Source organism: Vibrio sp. L3-7 (assembly GCF_963898195.1).
Lineage (GTDB): Bacteria > Pseudomonadota > Gammaproteobacteria > Enterobacterales > Vibrionaceae > Vibrio > Vibrio echinoideorum.
Map to the genome: position 1 here is coordinate 109485 of NZ_CAWQUW010000012.1, position 18167 is coordinate 127651.

The following is an 18167-nucleotide window of genomic DNA, read 5'->3' on the forward strand; positions in this document are numbered from 1 at the left end:
ATCAATTTTGAGATACAGATAACATTTTAATGTAACGCCAATAGTCTCCCTATTCGGTAACTTTGACATTCTCCCATAATCTAAGTCTTTAACCCTACTTTTTACTGGTGTATCGGCGTTCTAGCTTTATATTGGTTGGGGTGGATATGGGATAGATCACTCAGCCATTAAATTCACAATAGACTATCAGTTAAAGTAAATGACAAAGAAATATAATAATCAACATCTATTATTATACTATTTTATCGTTAATTATCTTTATTGAACCATTGACTAATGGAATGGATTTTTATTAATTGACAATTTAATAACATATGTCAATATTGTGACAGCCATGACGTGTATTATCGTCACTTAATAAACACCTTTACTAACGACTATGATTTTATCAGAAAGATGCGAATTTATTAGCTGTATATCGGTAGATGCCGATATGCAGTTTATTGCTAAATATCAAGACCTAACACTAAAAAGCGTCTATCAACCTATATTTGATTGTTCTATGACTCAGATAGGGGTAGAGGCTTTAGTTCGCCTATCAAATAGTAAAGGGGAAATTATTCGACCTGACCACTTCTTCCATTCAGATGAAACTTCTTGCATCGATAAAATCAATGTAGAGAGGTTGAGTCGCGCCATACATATTCGTAACTTCGCGCAATCAACGATTCGTCATTTAGATCTATTTCTAAACGTTCTTCCAAATGTTGGTGAACTGTTTGCAGAGGGAAAAGTGAACGACTCTTTGTTGGCTAAACGACTCAATGAACTTAACCTATCATGTCAACAGATCGTGATGGAGTTGGTAGAGCTTAACGCGGAAAGTGAAGAGCGATTGAAGGATGCAGCCCAATCACTGGCAGAGAGTGGCTTTCAAATTGCAGTCGATGATTTTGGAACACAAGCATCAACAGAACAACGTGTCCGTCATATCAACCCTCATATCATCAAGATAGATCGCTCTGTTATGCTAAAGTTCGAAAAAGGCGATATCCTCGAAATGGAGCAAGTGCTTGAGCTCGCCAATCAAATTGGCGCAAGAACAGTAATCGAAGGAATAGAAACCCCACAACAACTTACGGCCATGCAAGGCTTGGGCTTCGATATGTATCAAGGTTATCACTTAGCCATGCCAAAACCCATTGAGCTTGATTTACGTATTGCCATCTAAAACTGCCCCTACTCTATCTGAAGCCGCTCTACCTTTGGTTAGCGGGTAGTGGTTAGCGGCTTTTTTGTAGCGCCAATCTTATATACCAAATCACACCCATAAAAAAGCCCAGTCAAAATTGACTGGGCTGGCTTAAAGAATCTGTTTTATATCAATCCCTAATAACCCGCAGTGGACGGTTTGATTCTATATAGGATAGCGAACATCACCGGTACTACTATTAAAGTCAGTACCGTAGCAAAACCTAAGCCTGCCATGATGGTAATCGCCATCGAGCCAAAAAATGCATCGAATACCAAGGGGATCATACCCAAGATAGTCGTCAATGCCGCCATAGATACCGGTCGTACACGACTAATCGCACTGTCAACAACCGCTAAATATGGATCTTTACCTGTGGATAGCTCACTGTTGATCTGATCAAGCAAAACGATACCGTTTTTCAAAATCATGCCACTTAAACTCAATAAGCCTAAGAATGCAGTAAAGCTGAATGGCATATTGGTACTTAACAAACCAATCGAAACACCAATGATAGACAGTGGCACCGTAAACCAAATCACAAGCGGCTTGCGAAGCGAGTTAAACAAAAGCATCGTGATGATAAACATCAACAAGTAACCCATTGGCAATGAACCAAATAGTGATTCCTGAGCGTCTTTAGAGCTTTCGTATTCACCACCCCAGCTAATGCTGTAGCCTTCAGGCAGCGCTAAAGCTTCTACCTTTGGTTTTACACGAGCAAATAAGCTAGCTGGAGTTTCATCACCCAACACATCGTGGTCAGCAAGCACCGTTAGCGTACGCTTTCTATCACGACGTTGAATTAAAGGCTCAGACCATTGAAGCTCAACACCATCAATCACCTGCTCTACCGGAATATAAGTTTGTAGCGATGGGCTCCAGATCTTCACGTTGTTCAAAGATTCAAAATCAAAGCGCTCTTCTTCAGGGAGACGAGTGACGATCGGCAACATATGTGTACCATCACGCAATAACCCGATGTTATACCCGCCAAACGCCATCTGTAATGTCTCAGACAGGTCGGTTTTTGAAATACCAAGACGACGCGCCTTTGATTCATTGAAAAGCGGCACGAGTTCTTTGGTGCGTTCACGCCAATCATGACGAACATTTCGAGAACCGGGATCCGCTAACAAGATATCTTCCACTTCTACGGCAATACTACGCAGTATTTGTGGGTCAGCACCGATAATTCGAGCTTCAATCTTTGAAGCTGGTGACGGCCCAAATTCGATTAACTTAAACTGGAACGTGGGTTGTTCAAATTGATTCGCTAGATCCTTGTCTAACTCCGCTAGCACCTTAAACATCGTGTCACGGTCTGTGGTCCGGACTTGAAGTTGACTGTACGCTTCATAACTTTTCTCTGGTTGGTATGTCAGCGCAAAACGTTGCATGCCTTGCCCAACCGTGGTTGTTACAAACTCCACATCGTCCTGCTTGCGAATGTAACTTTCAACCTTCTCAGTCTGTTTAATCGTTTCACGAACATCGGTACCTTCAGGCATCCACATATCCACGTAGAACATTGGCGTGTTTGATGGCGGGAAGAACTGCTGTTTTACCATACCAAAACCAACAACCGACGCCGCTAACAAGGCCACCATACTGACTACGGTTAACCATCTAAAACGTAACGCAAGTTTTAAACATGCACCGAATATAACGAAAAGGATGCCTTTGTATGGGTCTTCGTTTTCGTCAACCTTATCTTCTTCCTTAAGCAGCATTTCAGCAAGGAACGGAGTCAGTGTTAATGCGGTTACCCAACTCAAAAATAACGAGAAGCAAAGTACCCAGAACAATGAGCCCATGAACTCGCCTGTTGCATCTTTTGATAGACCGATAGGTGCAAAAGCAGTGATCGCGATAATAGTCGCACCTAATAAAGGCCATTGTGTCTGTGTCACAATATCTTTTGCGGCTTGAAGTTTAGTTTTACCTTTTTTCAATCCAACAAGAATACCTTCCACTACGACGATCGCGTTATCAACCAACATACCTAGTGCGATAATCAACGCGCCCAGTGAGATTCGGTGTAGCTCTACATCGTTATAGTCCATAAGAATGAACGTGCCGAAGACTGTCAGAAGAAGTACCAAACCGATGATCAAGCCACTGCGTAAACCCATTGCGAAAAGCAATACGATGATAACAATCGCAACCGCTTCTACTAGGCTAATCAAGAAGTCAGCAACGGATTTATCGACTTCTTGTGCTTGGTTGTAGAAGTAATTCAGGTCTACACCCGCTGGCTTAATACTTTCTAAACGATCCAACTCTGCATCAAGCGCTTGGCCAATCTCGACTACGTTCACGCCTGATGAAAATGAGATACCTAGGTTGATGGCTGGTTTACCGTTGTAAGTCAGTACATTACCGGGCTTCTCTTGAATTCCACGTGTAACGTCAGCAACATCTTTAAGGCGAATCAAATTACCCGTGTCACGACCATGAATGATTAAGTTTTCAAGTTCTTCAACTGTACTCAGTGTGCCATTAGGTCTAATCGTCAAGCTTTGACCGTTTAACATCACCTCACCTGCTGATACCACACTGTTTTGTTGTGCTAAAAGAGAGGTCACTGTCGACATATCTAGGTTCAGCGCCGCTAAGCGTTCAAGCGACATTTCAACAAACATTTGTTCTTGTTGATCTCCAGCAATGCTGACTTTCCCAACGCCTTCTACGAGTTCAATTTCACGGGTGAGATAGTCGGCGTATTGCTTCAACTCAACAGAGTCATAGCCGTCGCCCGTTAGCATGATCATTACCCCGAACACATCACCAAAATCATCGATGATCTGAACAGAATTAACACCGCTTGGAAGCATAGGTTGGAGGTCGTTGATTTTACGACGCATTTCATCCCAAATCTGTGGTAGCTCGTCTGGACCATAATCCATCTTCATGCTCACCATAATTTGAGACATCCCATTCGATGATGTCGACGTGATCTTGTCGATATAGGGAAGCTGACGAATCTCTTTCTCTAACGGATAAGTCAGTTCTTCTTCAACTTCCATCGACGTCGCGCCAGGGTAAGTTGAAATAATCATTGCATCTTTGATGGTAAAAGCTGGGTCTTCTAGACGGGACAGATTACCGAAAGACGTGACACCGCCAACGGCCAAAATGACGAGAAATAGCCAGCTAATTACTTTGTTCTTTATTGAATATTCTGCGATGTTCATTCTGCTTTTCCTGACAATTTGATTCCGTCACGGAGTTTTCTTAAATTCGAGTTTACGAGCTGGTCACCTTGCTCAACACCGTGAGCGATAAGTACGCCTTTGCCACTGATCTTTTCAACTTCAACTTCGCTTTTGAACGCTTGTCCATCTTCGAGTTTCCACACGTAAAACTGGTTCGCTTCAACTCCAGCTTGTAGTGTCGTCATAGGTAACTGGTAGCCTTGAACATCACTCAAGCCCGCTTTAGCCATATCTACGTTTACCGTAACGCTTGTACCAGGCAAAACTTCGTTTTCTGGTTGTTGCATCTGCATCCAAAATTCGTAGGTACGAGATTGTGGGTGTAACTCACTGGTGTGTTCTAGATAGGTCAATGGGTAATGACCAGTATGCCCACCAAATGTTGCTTCAGGGCGGTAGCTGTTTGAGCGCATATCTGGGCTAATTGATGCCAGAATCGAATCTGAGACTTGAATTCGTACATACACCTTATCGTTCTGATACAAGCTCAATAACGTTTCACCCGGAGTCGCATTTTCAAAGCGCTGTTTATCTACTGTTGAAACCGTACCCGAAAATGGTGCTAGTAACTTGGTGTAACTTAACTTACGTTTTGCTGCTGCCAAGTTCGCCGATGCTAATCTATAATTAGCGGTCAGTTGATCGTGTTCAGATTGAGATAGCATCTCGCTACCAAACATCTCGGTACCACGCGCGAGTTGCTTACTCGCCAGTTCAAATTGAGATTTGGCGTCCGTCAGATCTTGCAGGTAGGTATCGTTATCTAGAGTCGCGAGTAGCTGCCCTTTTTCTACCAGATCCCCAGCTTCAACCAAAACTTGCTTGATCTCGCCAGGTAGCTTAAATGCTAGAGGCGTTAGTTCTGCAGGCATAACTTGACCATTAAAGCTTCTGAATTGATCAGTGAGTGGCGCACCAACTTCAAAGGTTGAAACTAAAAGAGAAGGTTGCTCACGGTGATCAGCTTCACTATTGCACGCTTGAAGAAACAAAGCAGACGCAACAACAAGTGATAGTTTAGAAAGGTTCATTAAATACCCCCCTCACGTAGCCAAGCTTTTACTTGTTGGCCATCGGATAACACATCGACACCTGCTTCAACGATAAGGTCTCCTGAAGATAAGCCGTCAATTACGTTGCCTTGCGGATCAAGGGATACTTGCACTTTAGAAATCAGTTGGGATTCTGGGTTATAACGCCATAACACACCTTGGTCTGTTTCTTTGCTTAACCATGCAGAATCAACGATTCCGATGCCTAGTTGAGATTTATTTTTCTGAACTTCAACTTGTGCAGTCATACCAGAAAGCAGATTAATGCCTTCAGGCTTTTCGATAGACACAACCGCTTGGTAGCTGTTGGTATCTTCATCCGGTTGCGTTGATATCTCTTTAAAGCGAGTCGGGATACGAATGCCTCGGTGACTATCCATCACTACCCACATGTTCGAACTCGTTAGGTCTTGAATCGAACGGTTCTCAAGCTTGGATACTGGGATTGAGAACGTCACGTCCATTTCGCTGTGATTCAAAATGTTAAGTACCGGCTCTTTTTCTGCGATTAATTGATATTGCTTACCGAACACCATCGATACCACGCCATCGAATGGAGCAACTAATGTGGTGTAACCAAGGTTTGTTTTTGCTTGGTCCAACTCAACTTCAGCGGCAGTAAATGTGTTCAAGGCTTGATCGTAGTAATCAGTGCTTACTAGCTTTTTCGAGTACAGCTCTGAAGCTTGTTTGTATTGGCTATTTGCCAAATCAAATCTCGCTTGTGCCGCGTCAAGCGCAATACGGTAATCCGTGGCGTCCAACATCGCTAGTACTTGGCCTTTCTTCACTTCCTGTCCCATTCGAACAGAAAACGTTTCTATGTCTCCACTCACTTGGAAAGAAAGCGCAGCTCGATCGGTTGCATCAACCTTGGCGATAAAGCTATCTAGCTCCACATCGCTTTGCGGAGGTATTTCAAACAGCTTTACAGGTTTAACTACTTGAACACTTTCTTCTGACTGAACTTTGTTACATCCAGTTAAAGAACCAACAAGTATGAACGCTGCGATCGCCAAGGCTACACGCTTACTTGCACTTGTTTTGATAGACAAATTGGATTGCATGATGCTTCTCCATTTAATTATTATGATTTATTACACAGGTGGGCAGTATATTTAAAATCAGATAATTCTCAAGCTTTACTTTCCACCTGTGCAGTATTTTTTATTTCAATAAAAACAGTGTAGAATGTGGTAATCAGGTAAACATGTGAAATAGAGATGACCGAAAAGAAGCAAGGTAGAAGAAGCGCGAAAGACGCCGAAGAAACACGATTTTTGATCATGACGGTTGCTGCAGATATGTTCTGTGAACATGGTTATGATAGCGTTTCGTTGCGAAACATCAGTGAAAAGGCAGGCGTATCGCATAGTCTTATACGTCACCATTTTGGTAGCAAAGAAAAGATCTGGCATGCTATAAGCGATTGTTTACACGCTTATTTTCAGTCTTATATCGCTAAAATCATGGAAGAGTTACCAAAAGATGTTGCGCCAAACATTACTATCTACTTGTTTAGTATGCGCCTCTTTAGCAACATGATTCATTCACGAAAACCAATGCAACTTATCGCCGACTCCGTTCGCCAAAAAGACAACCTAGTTGATTATTTTATCGACAATGTTGGCAATGTCGAAAAAGAAATCAATATGTTGGCCGAGCAATATAATGCAGCGAATCCAAATAACTTGATCAACATTTATGAAATTAAGTGGCAAATGATCATGTATGCACACGGAGCAGTATGCCTAACCCCTTTCATGGAAAGCACATGGAACGAAGGCGACATGCAATCAACTCCGGAAGAAGCATTGTTAAAGCATTGGCAACTGTTCAACACACAAATGGTCGCCACGTTCAATATTAGTGATGAATGGACACTGAATCCAAGCTCTATTGAAGAGTTAGTTTACGAAGTACCTTGCGTATGGAAATGCGAGCAAGAGTAAAATATACATCGAGCACCCTATACTCAACGTTAAAATTGCCTTGATCCTCGTTACTTGATATTTATCATCCGATATTTGATAACTTGTAATTGATAGTAGCTTGATACGAAAATGCCCCATTACTGAATAACAGTAACGGGGCATTTTTATGACAGCTCAGGTTAATCTCTTCACACCAACAGGCGATAGACCTCAACCACCAACAGGATTAGCGACGCGCTTTACCGCGGTTTTGGTGAACCTTAAGCTTTGCTTTCATCTTACGTTTTTCTGATGAACGACTCTTACTGCGACCACCTCGATCTGGTGCCACATCTTTTTCAAGGCTTGGTTCAAAGCCCTCTAGCCATTCTTGAGGCAAACGTGTATCAAGTAATCGTTCAATGTCACCTAGCAGGTAAGCTTCATCGTGACTCATCAAAGAAATCGCTAAACCGCTGTTACCTGCACGTCCAGTTCGTCCGATACGGTGAACGTAATCTTCAGCTTTGAATGGCATGTCGTAGTTCACAACTTGTTCTAGTTGCTGGATATCGATACCACGTGCTGCCACGTCGGTTGCAATCAACGCTCTCACCTTACCTGATTTAAAATCGTCCAGTGCTTTTTGCCGCGCACCTTGGCTCTTATCACCATTGATTGAGGCCGCTTTAATACCGTCTAATTTAAGCTCTTTAACTAGAGCATCAGTACCCTGCTTAGTTTTCGTGAACACCAATACTTGTTGCCAGTTTTTTGAGCCAATCAAATAGGCCAATAGTTCACTTTTACGCGATTTATCAACCGGATAAACCATCTGGGTAACGGTGTCAGCAGTGCTGTTTTTTGGCGTAACTTGAATTTCAATAGGTGACTGCATCATACGATGAGCTAAGGCTTTGATCTTGTTATCAAACGTTGCAGAGAAAAATAATGTCTGACGAACATCGTTCATGCGAGAAAGAATGCGTTTAATATCAGGCATGAAACCCATATCAAGCATGCGGTCTGCTTCGTCTAATATCAACACTTCCGTTTGGCTCAACATGATGTTCTTGGTGAACATATGGTCAATAAGACGACCAGGCGTCGCTACAAGAATGTCGGCGCCTCCGCGTAGGTTATCGGTTTGAACCTTCATGCTAACGCCACCGTAGGCCACCACGACTTTAATATCGGTGCCTTTCGCATAACTCGTTACGTTATCAAACACCTGTTGTGCCAATTCACGCGTTGGCACTAACACAAGTGCACGAACGAGCTTAGGGTTCGGAATAACATTGTCTTTAGTCTCGATTAATCTTTGAATAATCGGCAAACCAAATGCCGCGGTTTTACCGGTACCCGTTTGCGCACCAGCCAGTACATCTTTGCCTTCCAGTACCAATGGAATAGCTTGTTCTTGAACACTAGTCGGAGCCGTAAAGTTTAGCTCTGATAGCGTTGTAAGAAGTTGCTCAGACAATCCAAGTTGGTTAAAAGATTGGGTAGATTCAGACATAGTTCGATGCTCAAAGATTTAATAGGCGCGGATTGTAGCAAACCTGCATTACGCTGTTTACCTTTCGTTTTGATTTTTCTTCATTTGAAGTGCATTAAACTGCTTTGCTTCTTCTAAAACGCTGGGATATAGCTCATTAAAGTGACACTGTAATGCATCATAGTGACGTTCGAGGTCGTCGTAACAATTTTTGAGCATCCCAAACTTGGGCCTTCTCAAAGCCATACGTTGCAATACCAACTTTATAGAGGACATGTCTTGATAGCTTTCTAGCCAACGTTGTTCGGACATCTTTTGATGAATCGTAATGAAGTTCTCAGGCCAGTGTGGCTCTTGATGTTCAAAAATCTGTTGATGACTATCGAAACAAAAATGCTCCAACGTCTGCTGCGAGAACTGAGTCCAATGATTGGCTAAGCAGTGATCCCAGAATACATCCAGTGCAATAGGTGCAAAGCGTCGGGTTTGATTTGAAAATAGAGATTTAGCTGAGCGTGAAACTTCGTGACGGTCTGTGTAACTATCCACGAATCGATGAAGTCTTATTCCGTCTGAAAGCGAGGTTGAATAGTGTTTATTAGGGTCGCCTTTAACGAAGTCACCTAACAGATTACCAGCGAGATTACTTTTACAGTGTTGAGCGATATGGAGATGTGCGAGAAAGTTCATTGAACCTCATTAAAGTATCGAGAACTAAGTAACATGGTAAACGTACTCGTTTATCTTCGCGAACTTTAATGAGGATAGTTTTGATATGACGTGTGAGCGAATGAGATTTGCTCAGTTTAAGAATTGTTTAACTGGATAAACATTGAACTTAAAAAACCCTAATTAAAGAAAACTCTAATTTGTAGCGTTAAAAAGTTCTTCTGCTAATTGTTTAACCGTCTGCTCATAGTCAGATAAATCAATGCCAATTTCCATAGCATCTAACAATTCAAGACTTTCGTCATTAAAAGATTGGTCACTCATAGTGCCCCCTCTATTCCTTGGTGTGGACATAATGTCCTGTTAACTAGTGCACCATCTTGGACTTATATTATGTCACTTTGATGAACGCACTCTACTCTACCCATTCCATATTTATAGCTTGAAAGCTACTCGCGATCATTAGCGCTTATCTACGCTAAAGGGGTATACGCGAATGACATATGTACTGCCACCTTACACCAAGTTCAACAAATTACTCTAACAATTTTGAAGCAGATCACGGTCAAACGTTTGCTTCTACCATTACAACGCCAGAAACATCGCTTGATGTAAATTTAAATTTACAGTGGATATTTTTAATTACAATAGAGATTGCATTTGGAATTAAACTCAATCAGAATACTTCAAAATCGAGATATTCTTTGGGTTTATTCACTTAAACTAGAAGAATTGCAAAGAAAACACACTCTAACGTAAAGAATTATATACAATGAATAAATCAAAGGTTTTTGGTAGTACTTTGATCATTGCAGGCACCACTGTTGGTGCTGGCATGCTCGCCCTTCCCCTTGCTTCTGCCGGAATCGGCTTTTCGACTTCACTTTTATTGATGCTTTGTTTGTGGGGGCTGATGGCCTTCACAGCGTTATTAATGGTAGAACTTCATCAATTCGCAGAATCTGACGCAACCCTACACACTTTAGCTCACACTATTTTAGGGACGAAAGGTAAGTGGATCGCGAGCTTTGCCGTTATGTTCCTCTTTTACGCGTTGTGTTCTGCTTACATCGCAGGCGGTGGTGCGCAGTTTAATCAACGTATCTCGGATATTTCAGGCATTGAGCTTAATGGCCAAATCACAACCCTTCTATTCACACTGTTAGTTGCTGGCGTTGTGACGATTGGTACACACAGTGTTGATAAAGTTAACCGCGTATTATTTGGGTTAAAATTGGTTGCGATGGTTTTAGTACTCAGCTTCTTAGCACCCAACATCACCTCTCAATACTTAATGAGCATGCCTTTACAACAAGGGCTGATTATTGCAGCGATCCCGGTTGTGTTTACCTCTTTTGGCTTCCACGGCAGCATCCCTTCAATTGTTCGATACCTAGATGGTGACGTTCGCTCTTTGCGTAAAGTGATGATTATTGGCTCGGCACTGCCTTTAGTTATCTACGTGTTCTGGCAGAGTGTGACTTTAGGCGTTATTAGCCAAGAACAACTATTGTCAGACACAAGCTTGGGTGCATTGTTAGTGTCGCTATCGCAAACAGTTCATCAATCAAACCTAAGTGTGATCGTTGGCGTGTTTGCAGATCTAGCACTTCTTACTTCATTTATTGGTGTAAGCTTGGGCCTATTTGAATTTATGGGCGATTCGTTGAGCAGCAAGCTTGGCAACGGCAAACGTGTAAAAACAGCGGCCATCACATTCTTACCGCCACTTGGGTTTGCACTATTCTATCCTCAAGGGTTCATTACAGCATTGGGTTACGCGGCCATTGCACTTTCTGTATTAGCAATCCTTCTACCTACTATTATGGTTTACAAAGTTCGATACACTGACTTCTCTGTAGAACCCCAAGGTACAGAAGCAACTTACCAAGTGTTAGGCGGAAGCAAAGCGTTATTTTTAGCAGGCAGCGTTGGTGTATTTATCATCGCTATCCAAATACTGATATCCGTAGGGTTATTGCCGTCATTAGGCTAATAAAGGCATATGCGATTGAATATGTTGATAGAAGTCTCATAAATGATATGTCTATATCATTAATTTTCACAATTACACGGACTAAGTCACATTTTTATTGAGGTCGGTTATTTAGAGTCCACGGTAAAGGATTTACCGTGGAGTTTTTATGAAAGAAGTACAATTTCGAACGATAGACAAACTGTTTATCAAAATGTCTATTAACGATAAGTTTTGGGTCATTTTCTTAATATTTTTGGCCTCTGTAGCAAGCCTTGCTGGTCTTAACTACGTCAACAAAATGGAACAAATTGACGCTAATTCTAAACAGCAAGTTGAGTATCAACTAAAAGGCATTTTGTCTGCATCAGAATCCCCTGGCTCTATTCGTTCTATTCGTCAACAAACACGCCCTCAAGAAACCATCACTCTTAAGAACGGCGCAGTTACGGCAACAGCAGTAGCTCAAGACGGCAACTACTATTCTCTTACCGTTTCGGACATCAACACACAAAGTCAAAAGCAACAAGCACTGTACACTTTGTTATTCAGCTTCTTATGGTGTGTGCCTTTTGGTATTTTCTGCTATTGGGTAGCGACCTTCTTAGGCGGCGCACTTTGGGTCCTTTATTCAACCACTCAAAAGATTGGTGATGGTGATTTAACATCACGACTTGGTTTTCACCCTGGCCGCGATGAGTTTGGTACGATTGGTTGTGCACTTGACCGTTCAATGGACACGCTAAGCGAGCTAGTAGACAACGTGAACCAAAGCGCAGCGACATTAAGTGAAACGTCGACTTCTTTCGAAACAGAGATGAAGCGCAGTGAAACACAAATTATGAGCCAAAACGCCTCTCTAGATTCCGTGGCAACGGCAATGGATCAGATGACAGCGTCAGCGAACGAAGTTTCTAATATTTCAGCACGTTCAACAGAACAAACAGAACAAGACGCGCAGCAAATTAACGACAGCCACGCCAAGGTTCAACAAGCAATTTCAGAGATCACTACCCTCTCTTCTTTGATTGAGCAAACCTCTTCTTCTGTTACCAGCTTGAATGTGAATACTAGCCAAATTAATGAAGTTATTACGACGATCAACGCTATTTCAGAGCAGACTAACTTACTTGCACTGAATGCTGCGATCGAAGCCGCTCGTGCGGGTGAGCAAGGACGTGGCTTTGCTGTTGTTGCCGATGAAGTAAGAACACTTGCTAGTAGAACTCAATCCGCTACCGTTGAAATACAAGCAATGATTGAGCGCCTTCAACAAGAAAGCCAGAATATTGCAAAGATTACCGAGCAAACAGTCGACCAAGCACAAACAAGTAGCCAACTCATTTCTAATATTGGCCATGACGTAAACTCGATTGCAGACTCAGCTCAAACGTTAATGGACATGAGTATTCAGATAGCGACTTCGGCAGACGAGCAAAGCAATGTAGCAAATACCATTGCAGCTGAGCTTAATGATATTCGTAGCCAATCAGACGTTATTAAAGAAGTAGCTCAGAATTCTTCGAACGGCGTATCTAAGCTAACAGAAGCTTCTGTGTCTCTTTCTCAAACATTGGCAAGATACCGCACTTAAAATCTCGACCTATAATTGAGGCTACTCTTAACCACTTGCGTTGATAAGCCGTTAAACTAAAAAGGACTCGTAAGAGTCCTTTTTTAATGGTGACGTTTAATTGATATGTGGCTGACTTAATTGATCATTATTGAACGCTTTATTGATCGTCACAGAGCTGTGAAAAGACAGAAATAGAACGTGTGATAAGACAAAAACAGAAGGTACAGTAAGCCAGAAGTAAGAAGGAAGGAAGAAGGAAGAAGGAAGAAAGAAGAAGGATAGGAAAAACCAACTCACGATACGCAACGAGTTAGTCGAGATAAGTAACGAACAAACGCAATATGCAAAACTACACATCTAAAACAAAATGCTCGCCTGTATACGCGTTAACTACCAGATTGTCATTACCATGAAGCTAGTCGCAAAGGGAAGATTATAAGCGGTCAAAACTGTCTAATAATCGAGCTTAGGGGTAATCTAATAGTACGGGTCTTATTTTCGCTTACCCTCTTGCTGCAGGTGACACATAATGAATAAAACAGATGCACCAAACACCGAAGACATCACGTGCCCTTTATGCCAACACGACGAATATCTGCTTTCAGAAAGTGGAGAGAAGTTTACTTGCGCATCTTGCGGTTTCCATACCAAACAATTTAGTAAAATCGTCAGCCTTAAACTCGACTCTAACCCACCCAAGCTCCCGAACTCGGTATACCACCACTTGAACAGTGCTTGCCATTAATCCAAACCGAAATTTCTTCTAAACTGTATATGTCCTGAGCCGCTAGCTCTGCTGAGTCGGCTTCTGGATCATCTGTTATTGAATCATCAATACTTGGGCGTAATCGGAACGACTGAATGCCTGCACGAAGACCTGCTTCAATTCCTTTTAAGGTATCATCAACATAGATGCACTCATTGGGTAAAAAGCCCATATTCATTGCAGTGTACATAATAAGGTCTGGCTCTGGCTTCCAGCTATTTGCATCAAAAGCCGAAAACACTTTACCTTTAAAATCGTCTAGCATGCCTGTCATTGCTAATGATGACTCAACTCGAGATTTAGGTGCATTGGAAGCGATACAAAACTCGATGTCTTGTCGCTTGAGGAATTCAATAAGCTCGATAGCACCATCCATTGGTTTTAGATGACGTTGGAACAGTGCTTCTAATTCTGCGCGATATAACGGCTCAAGTGTATCAATAGAGATAGATAACCCTAAACGTTCTTGTGTATCCATTAAGATATCGGCCAACTTTCCGCCTTGAAAGTGTGCATAACAATCATTAACGTTTAAGTCAGCGCCAAAGCCGGCGAATACATTCACTAAGGCTTGGCAGCAAAGCTTTTCACTATCAATAAGTGTTCCGTCACAATCAAAAATCACACATTTAGTCTGTTCTAACCGCATAGATATTTCACTCACATCGAATCCAAGCTTTATCCTATAGGGTTATCTCAGAGCTAGAGATGACTCAGGTAACAGTTTACCGACACCTGCTTATTTCTCTTCGCAAAATATGCAGTGGATCACCTTATCCTTTTAGGTAAGCAACAGGTTTCATCAAATTAGAGTAATTGAATAAACTCCAGATACAGCTAAGTTTATAAAAGCTAACAATAACCCATTGAAAATATAAATTTCAATGGGGTAAGCTTAATCAAAACAATAGATAACCGAACCAATTGGAGTATTCAATAGAAGGTTCAAAAGTTTAGAACGGCGCTCAGTCATAGCGATAACCTATACAACCCACACAGCCTATACAACGCTCGCTTCTCGCTCTGGAGTTGGAGCTGCAGTTTGCTGTAAATCGGTAGTTTCCTGTGAGCTGACAACTGGCTGTGAATTGACACTTTGTTTTGAATCAATAGCTTTTGTAGAGTCACTGGTTTGCTTTAAACCAAAAGCATGTTTTGAATTGCTACTAGGTTGTAAATCAGCAAGGTGGCGAGCATCAGCAGTATCTGGATACGTATCTCTTATCGCAATGAACTCGGGTAAATGGTTCAATAAGATCTTGGTAAGTTGAGGGTCGAATTGATAACCGCATTCTCGTTCAAACAAGTCCACAACCATTTCTATTGACCAGGGCTCTTTGTAACAACGTGCACTAAGTAGCGCATCAAATACATCAGCAACTGCGGTAATACGAGCAAACAGGTGGATTTCTTCACCGACCTTTCCAGTCGGATAACCCGCTCCATCCCAACGTTCGTGGTGCTCATTAGCAATAATAGCAGCAAGGTTTGTAATGTCACCCGCCCCGCTCTTCAATAAATTATAGCCGGCGGTGGTGTGTAATTTCATCACTTCCCACTCTTGTGGGGTTAGCTTTCCAGGCTTGTCTAAAATGGATTCTGGTACCGAAATCTTTCCAACATCGTGCATTGGACTGATAATTTCAATCATCTCGACCTCGCGATGGCTCAAGCCACTATGCTTGGCAAGTAATGCTGATAATTTCGCTACACGCTTAACGTGATTCCCGGTCTCACCAGAGCGAGTCTCAATAGCTTCACCTAATACATGAATCATGTCTTTTTGAACATTCAAGGTCTTCTTTTGCAGAGCTAAGATTCGCTTATTCTTTTTCGCCAACTCTTTTTTCTGGCGTAAGGTAATGAATTGCATCACGATAATAAGGCTTAAACCTGTGATTACCATGACCAACCCCACCAACAATTGGAAGTTTTTACGTATGAAAGAAGAAGGCTCGTTGATTATTACCGCCTCCTCAGGAAGCGCACTTTCACCAATACCAAATTTTTGCATTGCTAAGTAATTAAAAACAAAGCGAATGTTATCACCCGGAACTAACGGACTGGAGAAACCAAGTGGCACATACTTATCTAAAGCATCGACCGCCTCTTCTCCCATACTTTGAGAATGGTTTACATACCCACCGAGTACGTCACCTAAAATATTAAATTGCCATAGTGCAAACACGGGTGCGGCGCTCGATGTTGATAGAGTTTCTGCTATCTGTTTATAAGAGTGATATACACCTTGATTTAACTCTGTGTTGTAGTGAGTGAGTAACACAGCATCGTCAGCAGAAATTGTCTGTAGATATTGGCTCGCTTGTTCAAGCGTTTGGTTGTTGATTTCAACGAGATTAATATCAGGGAAATCGGCCATCACCTCGTATACTTCTTTTCTAATCAGTTCAGACGTGACACTGTAATCATTCACGAAATATAGGTTCTTGAGGTTTGGTCTTAATTGAGAAATAAGCGCAATATTAATATCAATATGATCATTCTCGTAAAGCACGGTCGCTCTATCCGTAACGGCATACATATCTGTACTAATATCATTGATGCCCGCTGCAACAACGGGTGTAGAGCGATCAATCAAAGAACTGAGTGATTTGAGGAAATTCGCTGCGTTATCGTCGGTAACAATCACGCCATCAAACTCATATCCCGAATATTTGGCTTCGAAGTAGTTCGCTAAAGAGTCGTAATATTCAGAGCTGTGGATACGTTTGGTATCTAAGTATTCTACAGAGAGTTTTATCTCAGCTTGAGAAAGTTTGAACGCACTTTCGATTCCCTTTTGGAAATCCGTGGTCCATTGATAGGAAGGTTCGTAGGAGTGTAAAACTAGAATTTGTTTAATATTCCAGTCGTTATTAGCATAAACAGCAGAAGAAAAAGCGCTAACACACAATACAGCGATTGATATCAATAGCTTGTACATACAAAACCCTTTTTAAAAGATGGGGTATTGTACTCAGATTAACGCTTTCTCAAAGAATCTTTAGTTCTCGACCCATACTTTATCACCAGAAGCATGATCTTGTGTCCAAAAATCATGTAACTGTTTAGCAAAACCATTGATATCTTGATCATTTTTGTTAACAACATCCGAGATCAACAGAGAACCGTCGCACTCAGTGACGATAGCGCTGGCCACAACATCACCATTTAAGGTACCGACATACAAAGCATGGTCATCTGATAGCATTATCTGGCTTAAGAACTCCAGCATGTGTGCGCTTTCTGTCTCATTTGGGTACGCACTGGCTTGGTTTAATGAAAATAGAACGGTTAACTTATGAAAATCAACTTTGTGCAGTTCGTCAATTTGAGTAGGAGTTTGGTCTTGCGGGAGAAGTTGGTAAGTCTTTTGAGGAAGTTGGCTTTTATAGATGTCTCGACCGAGAAGGCTCTCTTTTGCGGGGTATGCAATATCGAGTTGGCTAAATAGCCATTGGTTTTTCTTGTTTGCAATTTCAGGTATTTCGTTATTCATTCTTTTAGTACCCACGGTTAGTATCCCCAAATATCACAGTTATTTGGAAGACATATGGTCGACTGAGGTGTCGAGCTACAAGCAGAGAGCATACAGAGCATAACTAAGGCCAACAAGTACTTTAAATGCTTCATATTTTTCATTATCTAACAACATCCTTTAAGAACTCAGCGAAAAGCTCTACACTCGTATTCAAGCTTTCAATATCCTTATAGTAAACAGAACTATATAAATAAAAAGGACTTCTTATGAAAAAAGCCTTAATAGCAGCAGGTATCATCACAATGTTAGCTGGCTGTTCGGACAACGAGGTTGGCGACGTCTCATTGGGTTTCTTCACAATGAAAGATATTAAAATGTCATCTTTAGATGATGACAAAATCGCGGGTGTTACTTGTCACATTGCATCAATCGAAGCAAATCTTAGCCTTTCTGATCCAAGCGATAGCTCGATCTCTTGTCGTCAAACGGGCGAAATCACTCCAGAAATGATTGCTAAAATAGACAAAAGTAAATCAGGTGAAGTGGTATTCAAGCAGTCGAAAAGTATCTTCTTCAAAACGATGAAGGTTCGTCGTATATACGATGCTGAGAATCAATCGCTGCTCTACTTGTCTTACACCACCAAAGAAACTGAAGGCAGCTTCAAACACAGCCTTTCAACCGTTCCGCTTTGGGGTACAAAGGCTTACGTTGATCCCGCAACGGTAGTTCCAACAGAATAGTTTCAGTAAATAGTCGAACAGAATCACCTGTACAGACATTGCGCAGGTGATTCAAAATGTAATAAAAATGAAAGAAACAGAAAC

Annotated in this window: 14 protein-coding genes; 5 read left to right on the forward strand and 9 right to left on the reverse strand. The window is 41.7% G+C overall.

Features of this window, described 5'->3' with window-relative positions; translation table 11 throughout:
- Window positions 1–433 precede the first annotated feature (433 nt).
- A complete protein-coding gene (locus AACW75_RS10495; RefSeq protein ID WP_135457830.1) occupies window positions 434–1171 on the forward strand; it encodes an EAL domain-containing protein in 738 nt (245 codons plus the stop codon).
- A gap of 158 nt (window positions 1172–1329) precedes the next feature.
- On the opposite strand, the gene AACW75_RS10500 is transcribed toward AACW75_RS10495, so the two are convergent.
- From AACW75_RS10500 to AACW75_RS10510, 3 genes are read right to left on the reverse strand one after another with little or no spacing between them, the layout of a single operon-like run.
- Entirely contained in the window at window positions 1330–4389 is a 3060-nt protein-coding gene (locus AACW75_RS10500; protein ID WP_145568820.1) for an efflux RND transporter permease subunit, read from the reverse strand.
- Window positions 4386–5441, reverse strand: coding sequence for an efflux RND transporter periplasmic adaptor subunit (locus tag AACW75_RS10505; protein ID WP_237297413.1), 1056 nt, complete (start codon window positions 5439–5441; stop codon window positions 4386–4388). The genes AACW75_RS10500 and AACW75_RS10505 overlap by 4 nt, the downstream gene beginning before the upstream one ends.
- On the reverse strand, window positions 5441–6529 hold the full coding sequence (locus tag AACW75_RS10510; RefSeq protein WP_145568816.1) for an efflux RND transporter periplasmic adaptor subunit: 1089 nt from the start codon (window positions 6527–6529) through the stop codon (window positions 5441–5443). The genes AACW75_RS10505 and AACW75_RS10510 overlap by 1 nt, the downstream gene beginning before the upstream one ends.
- A 156-nt stretch (window positions 6530–6685) precedes the next feature.
- Between AACW75_RS10510 and AACW75_RS10515 the strand changes: the two genes are divergently transcribed.
- Window positions 6686–7414 (forward strand): TetR/AcrR family transcriptional regulator, encoded by a 729-nt coding sequence (locus AACW75_RS10515; protein WP_017074355.1) that lies wholly within the window; start codon window positions 6686–6688, stop codon window positions 7412–7414.
- 208 nt (window positions 7415–7622) lie between these two features.
- Here AACW75_RS10515 and AACW75_RS10520 read toward each other — a convergent pair whose 3' ends face one another.
- The 3 genes from AACW75_RS10520 to AACW75_RS10530 form a co-directional block, all read right to left on the reverse strand.
- Window positions 7623–8894, reverse strand: a complete 1272-nt coding sequence (locus AACW75_RS10520; RefSeq protein ID WP_145568814.1) for a DEAD/DEAH box helicase — start codon at window positions 8892–8894, stop codon at window positions 7623–7625.
- Window positions 8895–8951: 57 nt separating this feature from the next.
- A complete protein-coding gene (locus tag AACW75_RS10525) occupies window positions 8952–9563 on the reverse strand; it encodes an acyl carrier protein phosphodiesterase (protein ID WP_145568812.1) in 612 nt (203 codons plus the stop codon).
- Between the two features lie 174 nt (window positions 9564–9737).
- A complete protein-coding gene (locus tag AACW75_RS10530; RefSeq protein ID WP_261377578.1) occupies window positions 9738–9866 on the reverse strand; it encodes a hypothetical protein in 129 nt (42 codons plus the stop codon).
- Window positions 9867–10314: 448 nt separating this feature from the next.
- Here AACW75_RS10530 and AACW75_RS10535 point away from each other — a divergent pair, with 448 nt between their 5' ends.
- Complete coding sequence (locus AACW75_RS10535) at window positions 10315–11538, forward strand: aromatic amino acid transport family protein (protein ID WP_145568810.1); 1224 nt, start codon at window positions 10315–10317, stop codon at window positions 11536–11538.
- A 148-nt stretch (window positions 11539–11686) separates the two neighbouring features.
- Window positions 11687–13111 carry a methyl-accepting chemotaxis protein gene (locus tag AACW75_RS10540; RefSeq protein ID WP_237297414.1) on the forward strand — a complete coding sequence of 475 codons (1425 nt, stop codon included), beginning with the start codon at window positions 11687–11689 and terminating at the stop codon, window positions 13109–13111.
- Between the two features lie 668 nt (window positions 13112–13779).
- Here AACW75_RS10540 and AACW75_RS10545 read toward each other — a convergent pair.
- From AACW75_RS10545 to AACW75_RS10555, 3 genes are all read right to left on the reverse strand, one after another.
- Window positions 13780–14508: an HAD-IA family hydrolase gene (locus AACW75_RS10545; RefSeq protein WP_029224960.1), complete on the reverse strand. Its 729-nt coding sequence runs from the start codon at window positions 14506–14508 to the stop codon at window positions 13780–13782.
- A gap of 351 nt (window positions 14509–14859) precedes the next feature.
- Window positions 14860–16803, reverse strand: a complete 1944-nt coding sequence (locus tag AACW75_RS10550) for an HD domain-containing phosphohydrolase (RefSeq protein WP_145568807.1) — start codon at window positions 16801–16803, stop codon at window positions 14860–14862.
- Window positions 16804–16863: 60 nt separating this feature from the next.
- A complete protein-coding gene (locus AACW75_RS10555; protein ID WP_029224961.1) occupies window positions 16864–17358 on the reverse strand; it encodes a hypothetical protein in 495 nt (164 codons plus the stop codon).
- 248 nt (window positions 17359–17606) lie between these two features.
- Between AACW75_RS10555 and AACW75_RS10560 the strand changes: the two genes are divergently transcribed.
- Window positions 17607–18083 carry a CreA family protein gene (locus tag AACW75_RS10560; RefSeq protein WP_017074364.1) on the forward strand — a complete coding sequence of 159 codons (477 nt, stop codon included), beginning with the start codon at window positions 17607–17609 and terminating at the stop codon, window positions 18081–18083.
- The last annotated feature ends 84 nt before the right edge of the window (window positions 18084–18167 follow it).